General features: G+C 64.2%; 15 protein-coding genes. 5 read left to right on the top strand and 10 right to left on the bottom strand.

The features are described from left to right. Nucleotides 1-62 precede the first annotated feature (62 nt). From CH285_RS12310 to CH285_RS12285, 6 genes are all read right to left on the bottom strand, one after another. Nucleotides 63-1052 carry a hypothetical protein gene (locus tag CH285_RS12310; protein WP_052059180.1) on the bottom strand — a complete coding sequence of 330 codons (990 nt, stop codon included), beginning with the start codon at nt 1050-1052 and terminating at the stop codon, nt 63-65. 101 nt (nt 1053-1153) lie between these two features. Then, nucleotides 1154-2326, bottom strand: a complete 1173-nt coding sequence (locus tag CH285_RS12305) for a site-specific integrase (protein WP_027494235.1) — start codon at nt 2324-2326, stop codon at nt 1154-1156. 204 nt (nt 2327-2530) lie between these two features. Then, entirely contained in the window at nt 2531-3763 is a 1233-nt protein-coding gene (locus tag CH285_RS12300; RefSeq protein WP_176458470.1) for a TniQ family protein, read from the bottom strand. Beyond that, complete coding sequence (locus tag CH285_RS12295) at nt 3760-4698, bottom strand: TniB family NTP-binding protein (protein ID WP_052067054.1); 939 nt, start codon at nt 4696-4698, stop codon at nt 3760-3762. The genes CH285_RS12300 and CH285_RS12295 overlap by 4 nt, the downstream gene beginning before the upstream one ends. Before the next feature lie 4 nt (nt 4699-4702). Then, the gene (locus tag CH285_RS12290; protein WP_032390135.1) at nt 4703-6382 is read right to left on the bottom strand and encodes a Mu transposase C-terminal domain-containing protein; all 1680 of its coding nucleotides are present in this window, start codon (nt 6380-6382) and stop codon (nt 4703-4705) included. A 271-nt stretch (nt 6383-6653) separates the two neighbouring features. Continuing rightward, the gene (locus CH285_RS12285) at nt 6654-6923 is read right to left on the bottom strand and encodes a hypothetical protein (protein ID WP_032364406.1); all 270 of its coding nucleotides are present in this window, start codon (nt 6921-6923) and stop codon (nt 6654-6656) included. A gap of 267 nt (nt 6924-7190) precedes the next feature. On the opposite strand from CH285_RS12285, the gene CH285_RS12280 reads away from it, so the two are divergent. After that, complete coding sequence (locus tag CH285_RS12280) at nt 7191-8372, top strand: NAD(P)/FAD-dependent oxidoreductase (RefSeq protein WP_094642842.1); 1182 nt, start codon at nt 7191-7193, stop codon at nt 8370-8372. Between the two features lie 58 nt (nt 8373-8430). Further along, nucleotides 8431-9657, top strand: a complete 1227-nt coding sequence (locus CH285_RS12275; protein ID WP_094642854.1) for a hypothetical protein — start codon at nt 8431-8433, stop codon at nt 9655-9657. Here the strand turns inward: CH285_RS12275 and CH285_RS12270 are convergent. From CH285_RS12270 to CH285_RS12255, 4 genes are read right to left on the bottom strand one after another with little or no spacing between them, the layout of a single operon-like run. After that, on the bottom strand, nt 9574-11016 hold the full coding sequence (locus CH285_RS12270) for a GntP family permease (RefSeq protein WP_094642840.1): 1443 nt from the start codon (nt 11014-11016) through the stop codon (nt 9574-9576). The two genes, CH285_RS12275 and CH285_RS12270, sit on opposite strands and share 84 nt — an antisense overlap. Further along, on the bottom strand, nt 11013-11651 hold the full coding sequence (locus CH285_RS12265; RefSeq protein ID WP_094642839.1) for a bifunctional 4-hydroxy-2-oxoglutarate aldolase/2-dehydro-3-deoxy-phosphogluconate aldolase: 639 nt from the start codon (nt 11649-11651) through the stop codon (nt 11013-11015). The genes CH285_RS12270 and CH285_RS12265 overlap by 4 nt, the downstream gene beginning before the upstream one ends. Continuing rightward, entirely contained in the window at nt 11648-13261 is a 1614-nt protein-coding gene (locus tag CH285_RS12260; RefSeq protein ID WP_032364409.1) for an N-acyl-D-amino-acid deacylase family protein, read from the bottom strand. The genes CH285_RS12265 and CH285_RS12260 overlap by 4 nt, the downstream gene beginning before the upstream one ends. Before the next feature lie 13 nt (nt 13262-13274). Beyond that, a complete protein-coding gene (locus CH285_RS12255) occupies nt 13275-14558 on the bottom strand; it encodes an alanine racemase (protein WP_094642837.1) in 1284 nt (427 codons plus the stop codon). 114 nt (nt 14559-14672) lie between these two features. On the opposite strand from CH285_RS12255, the gene CH285_RS12250 reads away from it, so the two are divergent. Genes CH285_RS12250 through CH285_RS12240 form a run of 3 tightly spaced genes read left to right on the top strand, consistent with a single transcriptional unit; the run spans nt 14673 to nt 16887 of the window. Continuing rightward, on the top strand, nt 14673-15695 hold the full coding sequence (locus CH285_RS12250; RefSeq protein WP_094642836.1) for a sugar kinase: 1023 nt from the start codon (nt 14673-14675) through the stop codon (nt 15693-15695). Further along, on the top strand, nt 15692-16489 hold the full coding sequence (locus CH285_RS12245; protein ID WP_052068672.1) for an IclR family transcriptional regulator: 798 nt from the start codon (nt 15692-15694) through the stop codon (nt 16487-16489). The genes CH285_RS12250 and CH285_RS12245 overlap by 4 nt, the downstream gene beginning before the upstream one ends. Beyond that, nucleotides 16486-16887: a RidA family protein gene (locus CH285_RS12240; protein WP_032368924.1), complete on the top strand. Its 402-nt coding sequence runs from the start codon at nt 16486-16488 to the stop codon at nt 16885-16887. The genes CH285_RS12245 and CH285_RS12240 overlap by 4 nt, the downstream gene beginning before the upstream one ends. The last annotated feature ends 343 nt before the right edge of the window (nt 16888-17230 follow it).

Below are 17230 nucleotides of genomic sequence, written 5' to 3'. Positions count from 1 at the left end.
CCACGCCACAGAAGCGGCCTGAACGGGTGCAGGGACCATCTTCGCGGCACGAACGGCCGACCTCACGGCGGCACTTCTGCCTCGACGAATTCGAGAAGCCGCTTCAACAGTGAATCCGCACGCTCTTCGACGTCGTCGAGCGTCGAATCGACGCCACCGAGTAGCTGGTGTGCGTCTCGGCGTGCCCGAGTCCCGTGTTCGTAGTAGCCGGGGTCGAGTAGCGAAGCCGAGGCGGGCTTGGGTACGAGATCTGTGCTCGGCTGCCGTGCCTGCACCGAATGGTGTCGGTGCACAGGTGCTCGTCCGTCCAGGTGCGCTCGAACGATGTCGGCGACCGCATGGGCGGTAAGTGCAGTCGCAGTCAGCGGGGTGTGACCCCACCGGTCGATTGCGGTCGACAGCGGCTGTCGACCGGCCGGATCGACGTACCGGTCGAATCCGCTGAGCCCGGTACCGCCCACGGCATCGAGAGCGTCGGCGAGCATTCGAGTGTTCGGGTACCGCGTGTGATGGCCCAGCACCTCCAACCAGCGCTGGAACACCGTCCGCGGCGAGATACCCGTCTCCATCAGTGCGAGAGGAGTGACGGTGCGAACGCCGCGGCCTGTGTCGATACGAAGGGCATCGATCCTCGGATCGGCGGTGACGTCGCAGGGCCGCAGGGCCGCGATCTGGGTGTACGGCAGACCGGTCGAGGCAAAGACCAGGACGAGGGCGTCTCGCCGCGCGAACAGTTCGGACGGCCAACCGGATTCGGGGAGGCGCGCGATGACGCCGCCGATCACGGCTGCCAGCTCGTGCAGGCGCGCCGTACGCGCCACGTCCAGCGCAGCCCGGACGACCTCCGCACGGCCCGGCTGGGGTAACAGGTGCCGGGAATGGGCGGCGTCGATCACCGCGATCCGGCGGCGCTGGGTCGTGGACGCCGCGGGGTGCGCCGAGAGGAACCGAGCAAGTGAATCCGGGGAGGCCGCCAGTGGTGTTTCGTCATGGGCGGTGCACCAGTCCTCGAACAGTGACCACGTGTGCCGATCCCGCTTCGGCACCGCCACGTTCGTGATATCCGCTGGTCGAATCGAACCGGTGCAGTCGTCGTGGTCAGCATCTACCCCGGTCGCCCTATCGGCGTTCACGGGTGAAGTCACACGCCCGGTCATAGACCGAGTTCGGTGACCGCGTTGCCGACCAGAGGGGCGTGCTCGCGGGCATATGTCTCGACCATTGCGGGTGTGGTGTGCCCGGTCTGGCGCATGATCGCATGTGCATCGGCACCGTTACGGAAGGCTTGGGTGACGAATCCTGCCCGCAGGGAATGGCCGCCGAGCTGCATGACAGTCTCGGGGTCGTACCCGGCGTGAGCTGCGCGGCGGCGGATCGCCGCATGGACCGCTGCCCCGGACAACACAGTGTCGGAGAGGTTGCCGTTCTTGCGGACAGACCGGAACAGCGGCGACCGTTTCTCGGCGGTCGGCAGGGTGCCGCGGCAGAGATGGGAGTCGAATTGTGCTGCGCGAGAAAGCAGTCGAATGACGGCGGCTCTGCCCCCGGTGTCGAACGCGGCGACGATCTGCAGCCATCGCACCCACGCGCAGACCGGGCAGGATTCGTGGCAGTCGGTGAACGGAAGCGCTTTCACCGTTCCGATGCCGGTTCCGTCCTGGTCGGTCTTCGATCTTCGGATCCGTACGTGCGCACCGTCGAGACGGTCGCGGCGCACATCGCGGCATTCCAGCGCTACGAGTTCGCTGCGTCGAAATGCGCCGGTGTATCCCATCAGCAGCAGCGCGGTGTCGCGGCGTTCGAGCACCTCCGACGCCCACCCCGCTGTAGTGCGTCGGGCGTGGTCGACGATCGTGGTGATGTCGGAGGTCAGCAGCGGTGCGCGCGGGTTGCGGGGCCGCTCCCCCGCCGACGCGTAGTCCCGCCGGATACCGGCGAGGGTGGCGCGCACCATCTCGTGCCCGCACGGGTTGTCGTGTCCGGTAGCGCGGTGGCGGTCGGCGATCGCCGCAATCCACTTGCCGAACGTCGCGGCCGCGTACGCCCGCGTCCCGTCGACGGTGAGCGTGTCGGCCGCGGCGACGAGGTAGGCCGCCACTGTCGCGGGATGCGCCGGCAACGCGTGGTGCCCGGCGACGGTGCACCAGGTCTCGAAGCGTCGCCACGCCGAGGTGTAGGCCCGGCGGGTACCGGTCGAGCGGGACGCGGCCATGGAACGCTCGATCCGAGCAGCAACCTCGGGCGGTAGGTCTGGAAACACCGCCGCGGCACCCGGCACGACAGCCGGGATCGTGGTCGGGCCGTCTACGAGCTGGCGATCTGTCATGGCTGGACTGTAGCGGGCCCTCCCGACAGACTTCTCAGGCCGAAAGCACGCTGAGCAGGCGTTTCCGCGGAGACGGTGCGGGAAGGAAAATTCTCGTCGGTCACCGCACAGATAACGTTGGTGACTATGACCCTGCCGCGAAAACGGGTGTCTCGGCTGTCACCGCGTGTGCGTCGCGGACGACCCCGCTCCATCGGGCGATAGCTATGTCGGCGGATGGTGCAGCGGGATCCCGTGGTCGAGGAACAGTTGCACCGTCTCATCCAGCTCCGCTGCGGTGCGGCACCCCCAGCGAAGGAAGTTGTACAACGAACTGGCGGATGCGGGATCGACGCGCGCTGCCGCGATGGCGGCCTCGGCCGCAGCGTGCGCGTCAGCCCACAGATCGCGCTCAGGTGCGGGATAGGACGAGCGCGTCGGAGCTGTCCCGGGATCGACCGGCTCATACTGTCGTGGGCTCAGCAGAGATGCGTGCGCACCGCCGGCATCGATCTCACCGCTCTCGACCATCGCAATGCCGATCGCTGCGGCCTCGAGGACTGTCGCCTGCTCGTCCCAGTGCAGGTCCTCGAACGGAACCCACGCGGCCCGGAGCGGGCGAGAACGACCGGCGGCCTTCCAGATCGCAACGAGTCTCGTCGCCCACCGTCCGGTGCGAACCAGTGGTGTAGACACTTCGTCGACGACGGTGCGCAGCAGTCGGAACCAGACTGCGGCATGTACCCGGCCTGGGCGCAGTTCCACCCATCCCGTTGTCAGAGCCTCGGTGCTGCGCCGATCGAGGTCCGCCACCGCTGAGGGAACCGGAACGGGCGAGACCCGTTCGTCCGAACCGAACCGGACCTGATCCCAGAAGATCGCATGACCAGGCAAAGCAGAGCAGGGTTCGAGTCGACAACGGTGGTCGAGGCAGCTGCTCAGTACCGGATATTGCTGCAGCAGAGCCATGTTGATACCAGCAGTGGATTCGAGGCTGTCGACACATGCCGGGCATGCCCGACTACGCGGAGTGCTCGCCCACGGCAACCATGCCTCGCTCGTGGGTGTGCGACGTCGTCGATCCTCCCTCGCGAGGTCGGCCGGTAGCAGGATCGAGAACTGGTGGACGTAGGTGTCGAAGTCGCAGCCGGCGGGGTCGGTGCTGTCGAGCAGCCACGGTGTCCACCCCGCCAACGTCATCATCCGCACCCTCTCTACCGGGACTGCACCGCGACCGGCCAGCTCGACGAGTATCGGCTCCGGTGTGTAGCGGTCGAGATTCTCGACAGCACAATTGATTTCGAGGTCTGCAAGCAGGTCAGAAGGCTTGATGTGCGGATACAGCTCGCATATCCGGGCCAACCAGGACGTGAGGGCCTCACCGGGCAGTGGCTGCGGGTGCAGCGGCCACGGGCGAACGTACGCATCATCGGGCATCGCCGCGAGCCGCGCGTTCACGCGAGGTGGCGTTCGAACTGGCGGCGTCGCTCGGTGGGACCGAGGTACGGAGTGCGCGTGAGCACCGATGAGGTGATCGCTTCCTCTCCGCTGTCGACGGCGGTCACTGCTGCGGCAGTGAGCAACGTTGCCAGTTCACCGATGGTGCCCTCGGAGCGAGTGAGGAGGTAGTCGGTCATCTCCAGTGATGTCACGTGCGAGGGTTTGCGGAGGGGGAAGCTCGTGGTGAAACTGGCCAGCAGTGATCTGGTGTCGGCTGTGTTGGTCCAGACCGGCAAAGTGATGGGGTGGAATCGATTCTCCAGCTGCGGATCGGTCCGGATGGCGAGGTAAGCATCACGGGTGCCGACAGCGACGAGAGGAATGCGTAGTTCGTTGCCCAAAAACCGCAGCACGTTCAAGAATTCGCGGCGCACGTTGTCGCGGCCGGCGAGAACATTGTGGAGCTCGTCGATGATCAACATCCGTACGCCGGTGACGCGGAGCAGCATCAATGCTTGCTGTTCGAGTTCGTGGACCCGATTGCGGGGCCTGGTCGGTGTTCCCAACGCTGTGAGCAGTGCGAGGTAGAACCGGCCGGGTGACGGGTCCGGGGGCATCTGCATGCACAACACCGGTATCTGCTCGCGATCGGACAAGCTGATCGGCGGATGAGTGCGCCGGAACTTTTCGATGATCATCGACTTGCCGTTGTTCGTCGGACCGAGCAACAGTAGGTTCGGCATACGCTGTCGGTCCGGCCACGACAACAACGTCTCCAGATGGTCGATGACCGTACGGGCCTGCGGATACCCAATCCACCTCTCCGACCGGATCAACCGGATCCTGTCCGCGTCGTCGAGTGCGGCGAGCGGACGAACCGACTCCCGCAGGTGCCCCAAATCCTCACCGGACGACTCGGTGGCTTCGTCGCTGCTTCCTGTCGATGCGGTCATCGGCTCACCATTCCTCGATATCGCTGAAGACCGGCGTTGCGGTGCCGCCGTCCGCTCGAGGCTCCACCGGCGGGTAGATCGCCGGGATCGGCGCAGACGCGGCGCCGGTGAGATGCATGCGGCGGGCACGGTTGCGCCGGGCTTTGCGGGTGGCTTTCTGCGAGCGGTCGGTGACCTCGCGCATCTGCTCGATCATCGAAAACAGTGCGCCCTCATCGACGTTCGACCGACCTTGTTCGCGGAGACGGGTGATAGCAGCTCTGTGCTCCCACAGTGTCACCGCGGGATGTGACATCGTCCGGTACGGCACCTCGACATAGCCGGCACCGTCTGGTTCGAGGACCCAGATTCTGCTCAAATCGCGTGGGTCACGTCGTATCACGAACCGCCCCAGATCCTCTCGCCGCGCAACCCACGGTTTGAGCGCGTTCGAGAAGTAGTGCACGTGATCGAGGACGAAGCCCGTGCGCGTCAGACGTCGCCGGATGACGGGAAGAAAGTCCACCAGGAACGCGGTTTCGCCGAGCACCACACGAGGGGCATGACCAACTGCGGCGACCCCGCCGGCCCACACCGCGGCCGGAGTGTTCCCGATCCCTGCGTGAACGCTCGCGTGATACGAGGCTATGGCCAGGACCAGCCAGCGTTCCAACTCACGCAATGTCAACGCCGCATGCTTGTCCGAGTCGTAGCTTCCTCGGTCCGCTGGGTTCGAGAAGGTGGTCCCAGGCAGCTCGTGCACCGCCGTCATCGCCGTCCCGATGATGCGTTCGACGATCCCGCCGTAGTGCGGTCGGCCCGGAGGACGGTATTCGAGGGTGATGGCGTGCTGGGCGCATCCGCGGCGCAGCGCTTCGCTTTTGAACTCGGAGGCGTTGTCGAGATACAACTGCTTCGGCTTCCCTGCCATCGGCCACTGCACCTGCTCAGCGAGCTCGCATGCCTCCAGCCATGTCTGCTTCTCGCAGCACACGCGGCCCAGGCACAACCCGACCGATATCGACGACGGCGGCTCCAGAGTGACGACGAACCCGAGTACGGAACGGCTGAAGACATCAATGGCGATCGTCAGGTAGGGGCGGCCGATCGGTTGCCGCTCGTACTCGTCGACGATCATCACATCGACGACGGTGTGGTCGATCTGGACCTGATCGAGAATCCCCGCAACTGTCGGTGGAACGTCGCCGGCGGACTGACGCGGGCGGGCGGCATCGGGTCCTCCGCGGGACCTGGCCACCGATGCCGGATGGAGGGCGGCGATTCGTGCGGTGACGGTGTTTCTGGCCGGCACTGGCAGACCCGCGCGGTGACACGCCAGCGCGATACGTCGATGCAGCGCAGCGACACTCAACTTCTGGCGATGAAGAAAATATCGGGTGAGATGGTCGCCGATCAATTCCTCAACCTCAGCCGCTACTCGGCTGCGGCCACGCCCTCCCGACGAGACCTTCGTAAGAAGATCGGTGACTGTCCCCGTCCCGTTCCTGAGCCTGCCGATCAACGTGTAGACCCGCCGCCTGGATAGTCCCAAGCGCTGCGCTGCAGCGTCGACCGCTTCCGAACGCACCGGATGCATCTCCAGCAAGGGAGCCAGGACACCGAAACGGGCCTCGGCCTGGGACCACCGCTCCCCCGACGCTGTCAGCACACCGGTCTCCACGATGGCGAGCTTGTCGGGGTCCATCACAAGCCTCCCCTATCACCGAGAGCCGAACGCGACCGTGCACCGCACTTCTGACATCAGAATGTCAGAAGACACGTGCACTCACCCTCGAAACGCCTGCAAAGAGTGCAGCCGTCTTCTGAAACTGACAGGCACGACCGTCGAACAACGGTCGTGCCGGTACTGACAACGGTCCGTCGACAAATTCACCGGTGCCGTGCCCAGACACAACGCGACCCCGCCGAGACGTGCTCGACGGGGCCGCGGACTGCGAAATAAAGGGGGAAGGACGTTACCGGGTGATCTGCGCGAGGCGGGAAAGCATCCGCGAGAAAACACGGCCGTCGTTGCCGAGATCGGCGTAGGGGTCTGCTGTGGTGTCCGACACGGTGGCGTCGGGCGTCACGGCAGCGAGGGTGCGCGCCAAGCGGGTGCGGCGCTCGATGGCGTCGAGGATGTTGGCGTCCAGCGTTGAAACTTCGTCGAAGAGTTGGTCGACGTCTGCGATCGCATTGTCGGCATTGCTGGTGCCGGCTGCGAGCGAATCGATCTGAACAGTCACATCGTCTCCTTTTGTTCGCGTCCTGAGGTGTGAGTCGTTCGTCCGAGCCGAACCGTTACAACCCAAAATGTGTGAACGCGATGTTTCGTCTCGCAAACCAAGATGCCCACTGGACGGGCCTGGGCCAACCTTTACGGGGTGTGATGCTGCATACAGTTCGTTCGGTTCGATTTGTTCCGGCCTTCCGAACCGAGGCGTCGGAGTGGTTGCGCGCACGCGGTTCCGGGTAGCCAGGTCGTCGATACCCCCACGTGCAAGGAGTGAGCGATGCGATACGACTACCTGATCATCGGCGGCGGAATGGTTGCCGACAGTGCTGCTCGTGGGATTCGTGAACACGACGCAACGGGTTCCATCGGGATCTTCGGAGCCGATTCCGACGAGCCGTACACGCGCCCCGCGTTGTCGAAGAAGTTGTGGACCGACAGCGATTTCGGCCGTGATCAGGTTCCGCTCGGCACCGCCTCGGACACCGGTGCCGAGGTCCATATGGGTACGCGTATCGCGTCGGTTGACCGGTCGAAGCAGGCGGTCACGACAGCGGCCGGCGAGAACCACGAGTACGGAACGCTCTTGTTCGCAACCGGCGCAGCGCCGACGCAGATCGACCTGTCGCCCAGTCCACGAGTGATCTACTTCCGCACCTTCGCCGATTACCGGATGTTGCGGGAACTGACCGAGACCGCGGAGCACATAGCGGTGGTGGGCGGCGGCTACATCGGAACGGAAATCGCAGCAGCGCTGTCTCAGCAGGGTGTCAAAGTCACCCTCGTCACGTCCGACGACGTCGTGGGCAGCCACATGTTTCCCCGCTCGCTGGCCGCCGGGTTCGACAAGGGGTTCTCCGATCACGGGGTCACCGTGCGCCGAGGAACCAAGGTCACGTCGGGTGCGGAGGCGTCGGCTCGTGTCCAGCTGCAATTGGACGACGGGTCAGCGGTGGAAGCAGATGGGGTCGTGTTCGGCCTCGGCGTCCGGCCCAGCACAGACCTGGCCGAGGCGGCAGGTCTCGAGGTGGACAACGGCATCGTCGTCGACGAGTTCCTGCGCACCGCGGACGAGCACATCTACGCGGCCGGCGACGTGGCCAACTATCCGGACGCCATTCTCGGTCGCCGACGCATCGAGCACGTGGACAACGCAACCGAGATGGGCAAAGCGGCGGGCCGCAATATGGCAGGTGCCGGCGCGGCCTACACCTACACCCCGTACTTCTATTCCGACGTGTACGACGACGGCTACCAGGCAATCGGAACGGTGGCAACGTCGCTGAACACGGTGGAGGACTGGAAGACGATCGGCAAGGAAGGCGTCGTCTACTACCTCGACGACGATGCCGTCGTGCGCGGGGTACTGATGTGGAATGTCTGGGAGGGGCTGGACGAGGCGCGCACCTTGCTGGCCGAGAAGAAGCCGCACACGGAGGAAACCCTGAAGGGGTTGATCTGAACTTTCTGGAACACTCGACGGCGAGCACGCCGGACCGCGGTGCGACCGAGGAGAAATGATGTCTCAGTTCGATGCAGGCGATTCGGCACAGCAGCGCGCTCGATTCGATGACCGGGTGCATCGCCTCTGTGCCGACTGTCGGCTACCCGGCCATTCCGAGCCGTTGTCCGACGCCGCCGCAACGGCAGTCGCGGCGGGCAGGGTCGATGAAGCAACCAGAACGGTGCTCATCGCTCGGTGGCGTGCGGGGCGTTCTCTCCCGTCGGTCGGGGGATTCGGAACCTTGCGGCAGTTGGTGGACGAGCGGGATCGATGGCGTGCCAAGGATTCGTCGGGTAAGCCCGGCGCGGCCCTGGTCTACAAGTTGCGAGTCGCGGAGTCGAACAAGCGGATCGAGCATCTGCGAACCACGGTGGTGATGTCGAACCGGCACTACGCCAACGGCGTCCGCGCGGCACGTAAGGAACGTCGCGAAGGTATTCATCTCGACCTGGAACAGCGCGACGCGGTCTTCGATGCACTGATGCACACGCCCGCACCCATCAAATACGGGGTGCTCGCCGAGCGAGGTCTGACGTTGGCGGACGCCGCAAAGGATCGAGTCAGCACGCTTGCACGTAGAACGCCCATCGACAAACGGGTGCAGTGGGCAGCCGGGGTGGTCGATCAGTTGATCGATCGCAAAGACGACCGATTCTCGGACCGCTACGACACGCTGCTGTTTCTCGCGGGCACCTCGTTCGATCGCATACATCGCTCGCCGGCGTGGCAGTCGACGTACTTCGAGTTTCAGCGAAGCCAGGTCGATCTGTTCGTCGAGCTCGCCGAAATCTCGGTCGATGCAACGTCTTTGCGCTCGGTAGGGGACGAGTTGATCCGTATAGGTCGGACGATGGTCGACGAGGACACGGCGGAACAGGTCGAATCACGTCGCCGCGCACTGGAAGTCGTATGGACCCAGTTGACGGGACGAGTGGCTGCGTTGGTTCGTTTGGCCGATCTGGTCGAGTCTTCGGAGGGTGAAGCACGTACGTCGGACGCCATGGCTCGCGCCCACAGCCTGGACGATCGAATAGACGATCTCGTCGGACGGTCGGGGAGCCGGGAGATGTCGGCAGAGAACACCCATTTCGTCGGTGATCAGGTGCACTCCCAGTGGCGCGATCAGGTGCCGACATCGACACCCGACCGCGCTGTCGGACTAGGCGATGATCGCGAAGAGAATGCCGGCAACCGCGAAGCTGACCACGGACAGAATCGTCTCGAGGACGGTCCACGTCTGTAGCGTCTGCTTGACGGTGAGGTTGAAGAACTTCGAGATGATCCAGAAGCCTCCGTCGTTGACGTGGCTCGCGATGATCGAGCCCGCTGCGATGGACATGGCGATCGATGCGACGGCGGGGGCCGAATAGTCCTGCGCTGCGACGAGTGGGCCCACGATGCCACCGGTGGTGACGATCGCGACGGTGGCCGAACCCTGTGCGACACGCAGTGCGCAACTGATGATGTACGCCAGGACGATGATCGGTAGACCTGCCGCCGCCATGGTGTCGGCCAGTGCAGTGCCGATCCCGGTGGCAGAGATGACCTTTCCGAAGAAAGCACCCGCGCCGACGACGAGCAACAGCATGCCCACCGGGCGCAGCGACTCACCTGTGAGCTTGCTCAGCTCCTGAACGGTGGACCCGCGGCGTATACCCAGAACGTAGAACGCGATCAGCACGGCAATGAGAAGTGCGACGGCCGGAGTGCCGAAGAATGTCAGCACTTCGAGCAGATTGCCCGGGTCGAGGAGGATGCTGCCGAAGGTGGCACCGAGGATGAGGACCAGCGGCACTGCGATGATCGCGCCGATGGTGCCCACCGAGGGAGGCGTCGTGACTACCGGTCGGGCAGTGGTGACGGCACCGGTGCCACCGTTCGAGTCGCGGGGCGAGTTGTCCCCATCGTTGATGAAGTCGTCCGGAACCTCGACGATGACGCGCTTACCGATCCAGTTTCCCCATACCAGGCCCGCAGCGATGAATCCGGGTATGCCACAGATGAAGCCGAACAGGATCAGCCAACCGAGATTGACCTCGAGCAGTCCACCGAGTGCCACCGGCCCGGGGTGCGGCGGCAAGAATGCGTGCGTCATCGACAAGCCGGCGAGCATCGGCAACGCGTACAGCACCAGCGACTTTCCGCCTTGGCGCGCGGCGACGTACACCAGCGGGGCGAGCACGAAGATGCCGATGTCGAAGAACACCGGGATACCGAAGATCAATCCGAGCAGGCCCATCGCGACGGGAGCGCCGCGCTCGCCGAATATTCCGAGCAACTTGGCGGTCAACGCCTGTGCGCCGCCGGACTTCTCGAGTATGGCCCCCAGTACGGTGCCGAGGCCGATGATGACGGCGATATGCCCGAGAATTCCGCCGAAGCCGGTCTCGAGCAACGACTCGTTGCTCTTGATCGCGGTTCCGACGATTTGATTGACCGGAAGACCGGCAGCCAGGGCCAGGCCGAGTCCGACGATGAGCAGTGCGACGAACGGTTCCAGCTTGATCTTGATGATCACGACGAGCAACACGGCGATTGCTATGCCGCACAGCACCAGAAGGCCGGGTGTCGAGGTTCTCAGCCAGTCGACGGCAGAATTCATGACAGTTCTTTCTCGTTGTCGGTTTCGATGGCGTGGACGAATGCCCGGGCTCGTGCTGCGATGTCGTCCCACTGAGCGGTAGCAACAGAATTCGGCGGCACCACATCCGTGCCGGCAGTTACTGCCACTGCTCCGGCTGCCAGAAAGTGCGCGGCATTTGCGGCGTTGACGCCGCCGGACGGGACGAGACGTGCATCCGGGAACGGACCGAGCAGATCCTTGAAATAGGCCGGTCCGACGGTGCGCGCCGGGAAAATCTTCACCGCGTCTGCACCGAGGTCGAGCGCGGTCATCACCTCGGACGGGGTGAGTGCCCCCATCATCAGCGGTATGCGCGCGGCGGTCACCACGGCGGCGACGTCTGACCGCAGCCCCGGTGTCACGACGAAACTGGCACCCGAGTCCAGGGCGGCCCGGGCTTGATCGGCTGTGAGGACCGTTCCGGCCCCGACGATGGCACCCGCATCGGATGCGGCGCGGATGAGGTCGAGGACTCCCGGCGTGGTGAACGTGAGCTCCACGGCGCGAATTCCGCCGCCGGCTAGGGCGTGTGCGAGTGCGGCGGGATCCGAGATGTGCGGCGCGCGCACCACGGCGAGTGCGCGGTCTTCGAGAATTGCCGTCAGTGCATTCACGACGTCTGCTTTCTGGCTGAGTCCATACGCAGGGCATGGCCTGCCAAGGAGTGGGTGGGAAGGAAATCGTCTATCGCGAACGAGCCGTTCACCATCACGTGGCTGATTCCCTCGGCCTGCTGTTTGGGCTCTTCGAACGTGGCGGTGTCTCGAACGGTATCCGGGTCGAACACCACGAGATCGGCAGCATGACCCACGGCGATCGTGCCGCGCCTGCGCAGTCGTAACCGTGCAGCCGGACGACCCGTGAGGTGATTGATGCACTCCTCGAGTGAGAGCAGTTGCTCGTCCCGCACGTAGTGGCCCAGATAGCGGGGGAACGTTCCCCACGCACGCGGATGTGGCTTTTCGCCTACGAGAATGGCGTCACTGCCGCCCATGTGGCGCGGATGCTGCATGATCTCGCGAACGTTCTCCTCGTGCCCGACATGCTGCAGGATGGTCGTGGCCAGAGCGTCGCGGCGTAGAAAGTCGAAGAAAACGTCGACCGGCTCGAGCCCTTCGTCCGCCGAGATGTCGGCCATCGTGCGACCGACGTACCGGTCGAGTTCCGGGTTCGATACTCCGCTGAGCTGAATCGTCTCCCACTCGACGGTGACTCCGTGGCAGCCGTCCGAGCCGTCGACATCGACGTCCTGCGCTATGCGGCGACGCTCGGCCGGATCGTCGAGTCGTTCCAGCGCTCGGTCCGGCCCACCCGACATCGCCCAACTCGGCAGCAGCGCAGACAGAGTCGTGGCCCCGGGTAGGTACGGATACGTATCGAGCGTGACGTCGCAGCCGTCGGCGATCGCGGAGTCGACAAGATCGAGAAATTCACGTGCCCGACCACGATTGACACCGAAGTTCATCGTTGCGTGGGTCAGGTGCAGGGCGCATCCGGTTTCTCTGGAGAGATCGAGCATCTCCTGGTAGGCGTCGAGTGCACCCGCGCCGTACGACCGGGTGTGGGGAGCATAGAACCCGCCGAAGTCTGCCACTACCTCACACAGTGCTCGTAATTCGCTTGTGTCGGCATACATTCCGGGTGTGTAGGTGAGTCCGCTCGACATTCCGACGGCACCGTCCTGCAGGCCCTGCGCCAGCAACTCCTGCATGTGGGTGATCTCGGACGGCGTTGCGGGACGTCGATCGGCACCGACGGCCAGGTAGCGCAGCGTTCCCTGCGGAACCAGATATGCAGCGTTCGGAGTGATGCCTCGGTCGAGTCGGGCGAGATACTCGGCAACCGTCCGCCAGGAGAAGTCCAGATCGACGGGATTGCCGTTCCACCCGGCGATCTGTCGCCGGATGACGTCCAACGTCGCATCGTCGATGGGCGCGTACGCGATGCCGTCCTGTCCGATCACCTCGGTGGTGACACCCTGGCTGATCTTGGCGAAGTGCCCAGGATCGGTCAGCAACCCCAGATCGGAGTGCGCATGCATGTCGATGAAGCCGGGGGACAGGACGTGACCTGGTGCTGCATCGACGATTCTGTCTGCACTGGAAAGGCTTCCGGGCTCGACGAGTGCTGCAATGGTGCCATCACGGACGAGAACGTCCCGACGCAGCCGCGCGGAACCGGTGCCGTCGATGACGTCGAACCCGCGAAATAGTGTGTCCGCCATCAAGTTCTGCTTCCTAGAAAAAGGTGTGTATCAGATCGACCACGAGTGGGTCGTCGCTGTCCGAGTCGTCCACGACGGGGATCAGACGCCATTTGTCGAACGCAGTGCAGGGGTGCGAGAGGCCGAGCCGCAGCACCGCCCCCACCGGAAGTGCGCCGGCGTCGTCTGCCGGTATTCGAAGAAAAGCATGCTGGTCGTTGAGTGCCGTCACCTCCGCGGCCGGATCCAGGACTTCATTACCTCGAACACGTTGCGGGACGGGCATTCCTTCGTCGAAAGGAAAGTCGCGCTTACCTGCGTCCAGCAATGCGAGGCCGGGCTCGGGGCGTGACACCACTCGGGCCCATCCGTGCATCGCAGAAACCAACGGCGTCTCGGTTCGGGCGGGAGTCAGCGGTGAGATCTGCGAATAGAAGCCGTCGTCGTGCGCCACATAGGCCCCGGATCGGAGCACGACGTCGGTGCGCACGCCGTTGCCCGAGGTCAGAGAATGCAGGCGTTCTACCACCAGATCCTGGTACGCGCTCCCGCCTGCGGTCACAATGGCGTGATCGCCGTACAGTCCTTCGGCATCGAACGTGCGATGCAGTGCGGCGAGAGTGTCGAGGTAGGTGCGTACTGCCGCGAGACCGGCCTCGGAACGGTCGTGGCTCAGGGCACCCTCGTAGCCGCCCACACCGGCCAGTTCGAGACGCGGTGACGCGGCGATCTCCCGTCCTACTGCGACGGCCTCCTCGGTCGTTCGCGCGCCGGTTCGTCCGTGCTCGCCGCCGAGTTCGACGACGACGGACACCGGTCGATCGCCGTGGTCGGCAAGGATGCGGTTCATCTCTCGCACCGTGGCGACGCTGTCCGCCCAGCAGTAGAACTCGAACTCGGGATGCGAGTCCAGTTCGGCGGCAACCCAGTTCAGAGCAACAGGATCGACTTCGGCATTGGCGAGAACGATTCTCTCCACACCGAATGCGCGTGCCACCTGAACTTGCCAACCGGTAGCGAGGGTGATGGCCCAGCAGCCCGCATCCAGTTGCTGCTTCCACAGTTGGGGAGCCATGGTCGTTTTGCCGTGGGGTGCCAGGAGGACGCCCGCCTTCGCGGTCCACTGCGCCATCACATCGACGTTCGATGCGATGCGTGTCCTGTCGAGGGTGAGTACTGGGGTGGTGAACTCCGACAGCCGCGGCGCGGTGGCCAGAAAGCTCTCGGCGCTCTGTCCCCACGATCTCGCTGGAAGCGATTTGTGTTCGGGCCCCAGGAGTCGTCGACTCAGCGCCTCGACTCCGGCAGTGTCGATCACGTCAGTCTCCTCGAGTTCTGCGTTGCGCTATATGCAACGACGGTTGCGTATCGTGTCTTTCATTTGTAGTCTGCATCCAACGATGCATTCCCGCAAGAGTTCGAGGAGACGGACATGGCAGCCCCCCGGGTGGTGTGTGTAGGCGAAGGCCTCGCTGTCCTCGTCGCGGACCCTGGCCCACTGGAACGGTCGGAGACGTTCCATCGGACGGCTGGAGGTGCGGAAGCCAACGTGGCTCGTGTCCTCGTCCAACTGGGAATCGAGGCTGCGTGGGTCTCGCGGGTGGGTGACGACGGGTTCGGCCGATATCTGGTCGCGGAACTCGACGCTGCCGGTGTGGACACGTCGGGCGTGATCGTCGATAACGGGCGGCCGACGGGCCTCTACATCAAGGAGCGCGGATCGGGGTCCGATCACCGTCACGACCTGCCTCTGGGAGACAGCGCGATGACGTACTACCGGTCTCTTTCGGCTGCTACTGCGCTCTCGCCCACCGATATTCACGACGAGGTGCGAGCGGCGATCGACTGCGCCGACATCGTCCATTTCACCGGCATCACCGTCGCCATCTCACCCACTGCGGAACAATTGACGCGAAGCCTGATGGCCGGCCCGTCCACTGTCAGCTTCGATCTCAACTATCGGCCGGCCTTGTGGGCCGGGCGTTCGGACGACGCGGCCCGCGTCCTCGGTGAGCACGTCCGCGGTAGCGACATCGTGTCGATGGGTGCCGACGAGGCCGCTTCGGTGTTCGGGACCTCGAGTCCAGTGGAAGTACGCGAGATGTTTCCCGAGCCCCGTCATCTGGTGATCAAGAACGATGCGCACACGGTGACGGCATTCGAGGGAGTCGCGCGAGTCGACGTCCCCGCATTGACACTCGACGTCGTCGAAAAGATCGGTGCAGGTGACGCTTTCGCCGGCGGCTTTCTGGCCGCGTTGCTGATGGGATACAGCGCGGCGCAGCGTGTGCGATTCGGACATCTTTGTGCCGCAGGCGCATTGACCGGCCACGGTGATGTGGCGAAAGTCCTGCCGCACGACGAACTGGCAGCACTGGCCGGAATCGACGACAATGCATGGGCGACCCTCGACTACGCGGCCGTGGCAGCGGTGCACACCGAGGCGGCGTTGTGAGCCAGAGCTTGTCGAGGGCGCTGACGATCCTGGGTTTGCTCGGGGACGGATCGAAGTCACTCGACGAACTCGCCGCAGTCCTCGGTGTACACAAGACGACGGTGCTGCGACTGCTTCGGACCATGGAATCGGACAGGTTCGTCAGCCATGGAGCAGATCACCGGTACCAACTCGGTTCGAGGCTGTTCGAGCTCGCAAATCACGCGCTCGAGCAGCGAGACGTGCGCACCGTCGCGCGACCGCATCTCGCTGCACTGAACTCCGACACGGGCCAGACGGTGCACCTGGCCACGTACGAGGCGGGGGAGGTCATCTACATCGACAAGTTCGACGCACAGCAGAGCGTGCGGATGTACTCACGCGTCGGCCGGCCGGCACCGCTGCACTGCACCGCGGTGGGAAAGATTTTGGTCGCAGGCCGCCCGCGCGCCGAACGAGAAGAGATCGCTCGACGCATCACGTACACGCCGTTCACGGAACGCACGATCAGCACACCGGAGCAGTACCTGCGCGAGCTCGAGCTCGTGGACCAGCAGGGTTTTGCGGAGGACCGTGAAGAACACGAATCTTTCGTCAATTGCATCGGCTGCGCGGTGCGCAACGGGACCGGAGACGTGGTGGCCGCGGTGTCCATGTCGGTACCGGACATGTTGCTCGACCATCAGCAGGTACTGGCTGCGCTGCCCGCAGTGCGCGGCACGGCAGCGGCAATTTCCGAGGGACTGGGCTGGCGGCCGCCCGATCGACATGACCGCCCACTGACAAACGACAGTTCGATGGAAGGAAAATCATGAGCGAAAAGATCGAAATCCGCACCACCGGTGCGCCGGCCCCGGCACACACCTTCTCCCAGGGGGTGCGGAAAGGGCCGTTCGTGCAGGTTTCCGGTCAGGGCCCGGTGGATCCGGCGACGAGCGAATACCTGTTCCCAGGTGACGTCGCCGCGCAGACCACTCGAACCTTGGAGAACGTCAAGGCAATCGTGGAAGCCGGCGGGGCGACGTTCGACGACGTCATCATGCTGCGCGTGTACCTGACCAAGCGTGAGGACTTCTCGATCATGAACGACGCCTATGGCGAGTTCGTCTCGGCGAACACGACAGGTGACGTGCTGCCGAGCCGGACGACCGTGTTCACGGGACTCCCGCGCGAGGAGATGTTGGTCGAGATAGACGCCATCGCCGTCGTCTGACTGCACGCTCGACCGAGAAGTTCACACGAAAATTACATCTGACCTGGCGATTTGCGTAAGCGTTGGTCTTCGCGTAACTTTTGTCGAGTCAGAGCGACACGGACACCGACCCGGTCTTCACAAACCGGGACAACGAGGTTGTACGGAGTACGTCCTGAACAACCCAGACAAGGCAGAGGTTATCAGCCATGTCTGGGGTTCGAGCGTGTAAGCCCCGGACGTTGCCGTTCACACGGTGACCATGGTGTGTGCGTGTTCTTTGAGAACTCAACAGTGTGTCGATGAATGTCAGTGCCGAATTTTATTTGGTGAAAGCATTCGATGTATCAGCCATCCGCTTGTG

It is taken from the genome of Rhodococcus sp. 05-2256-B1 (assembly GCF_002258465.1).
GTDB lineage: Bacteria > Actinomycetota > Actinomycetes > Mycobacteriales > Mycobacteriaceae > Rhodococcoides > Rhodococcoides fascians.
The sequence above is the reverse complement of the archived record's forward strand: the minus strand, read 5'-3'. Positions and strand labels throughout refer to the sequence as shown.

Bases quoted from the DNA above. Each gene is read 5' to 3' on its own strand.
- CH285_RS12250 (WP_094642836.1), top strand. From the start codon at position 14,673: ATGGCAGCCCCCCGGGTGGTGTGTGTAGGCGAAGGCCTCGCTGTCCTC.
- CH285_RS12275 (WP_094642854.1), top strand. From the start codon at position 8,431: ATGTCTCAGTTCGATGCAGGCGATTCGGCACAGCAGCGCGCTCGATTC.
- CH285_RS12280 (WP_094642842.1), top strand. From the start codon at position 7,191: ATGCGATACGACTACCTGATCATCGGCGGCGGAATGGTTGCCGACAGT.
- CH285_RS12260 (WP_032364409.1), bottom strand. From the start codon at position 13,261: ATGGCGGACACACTATTTCGCGGGTTCGACGTCATCGACGGCACCGGT.
- CH285_RS12270 (WP_094642840.1), bottom strand. From the start codon at position 11,016: ATGAATTCTGCCGTCGACTGGCTGAGAACCTCGACACCCGGCCTTCTG.
- CH285_RS12290 (WP_032390135.1), bottom strand. From the start codon at position 6,382: ATGGACCCCGACAAGCTCGCCATCGTGGAGACCGGTGTGCTGACAGCG.
- CH285_RS12240 (WP_032368924.1), top strand. From the start codon at position 16,486: ATGAGCGAAAAGATCGAAATCCGCACCACCGGTGCGCCGGCCCCGGCA.
- CH285_RS12305 (WP_027494235.1), bottom strand. From the start codon at position 2,326: ATGACAGATCGCCAGCTCGTAGACGGCCCGACCACGATCCCGGCTGTC.
- CH285_RS12295 (WP_052067054.1), bottom strand. From the start codon at position 4,698: ATGACCGCATCGACAGGAAGCAGCGACGAAGCCACCGAGTCGTCCGGT.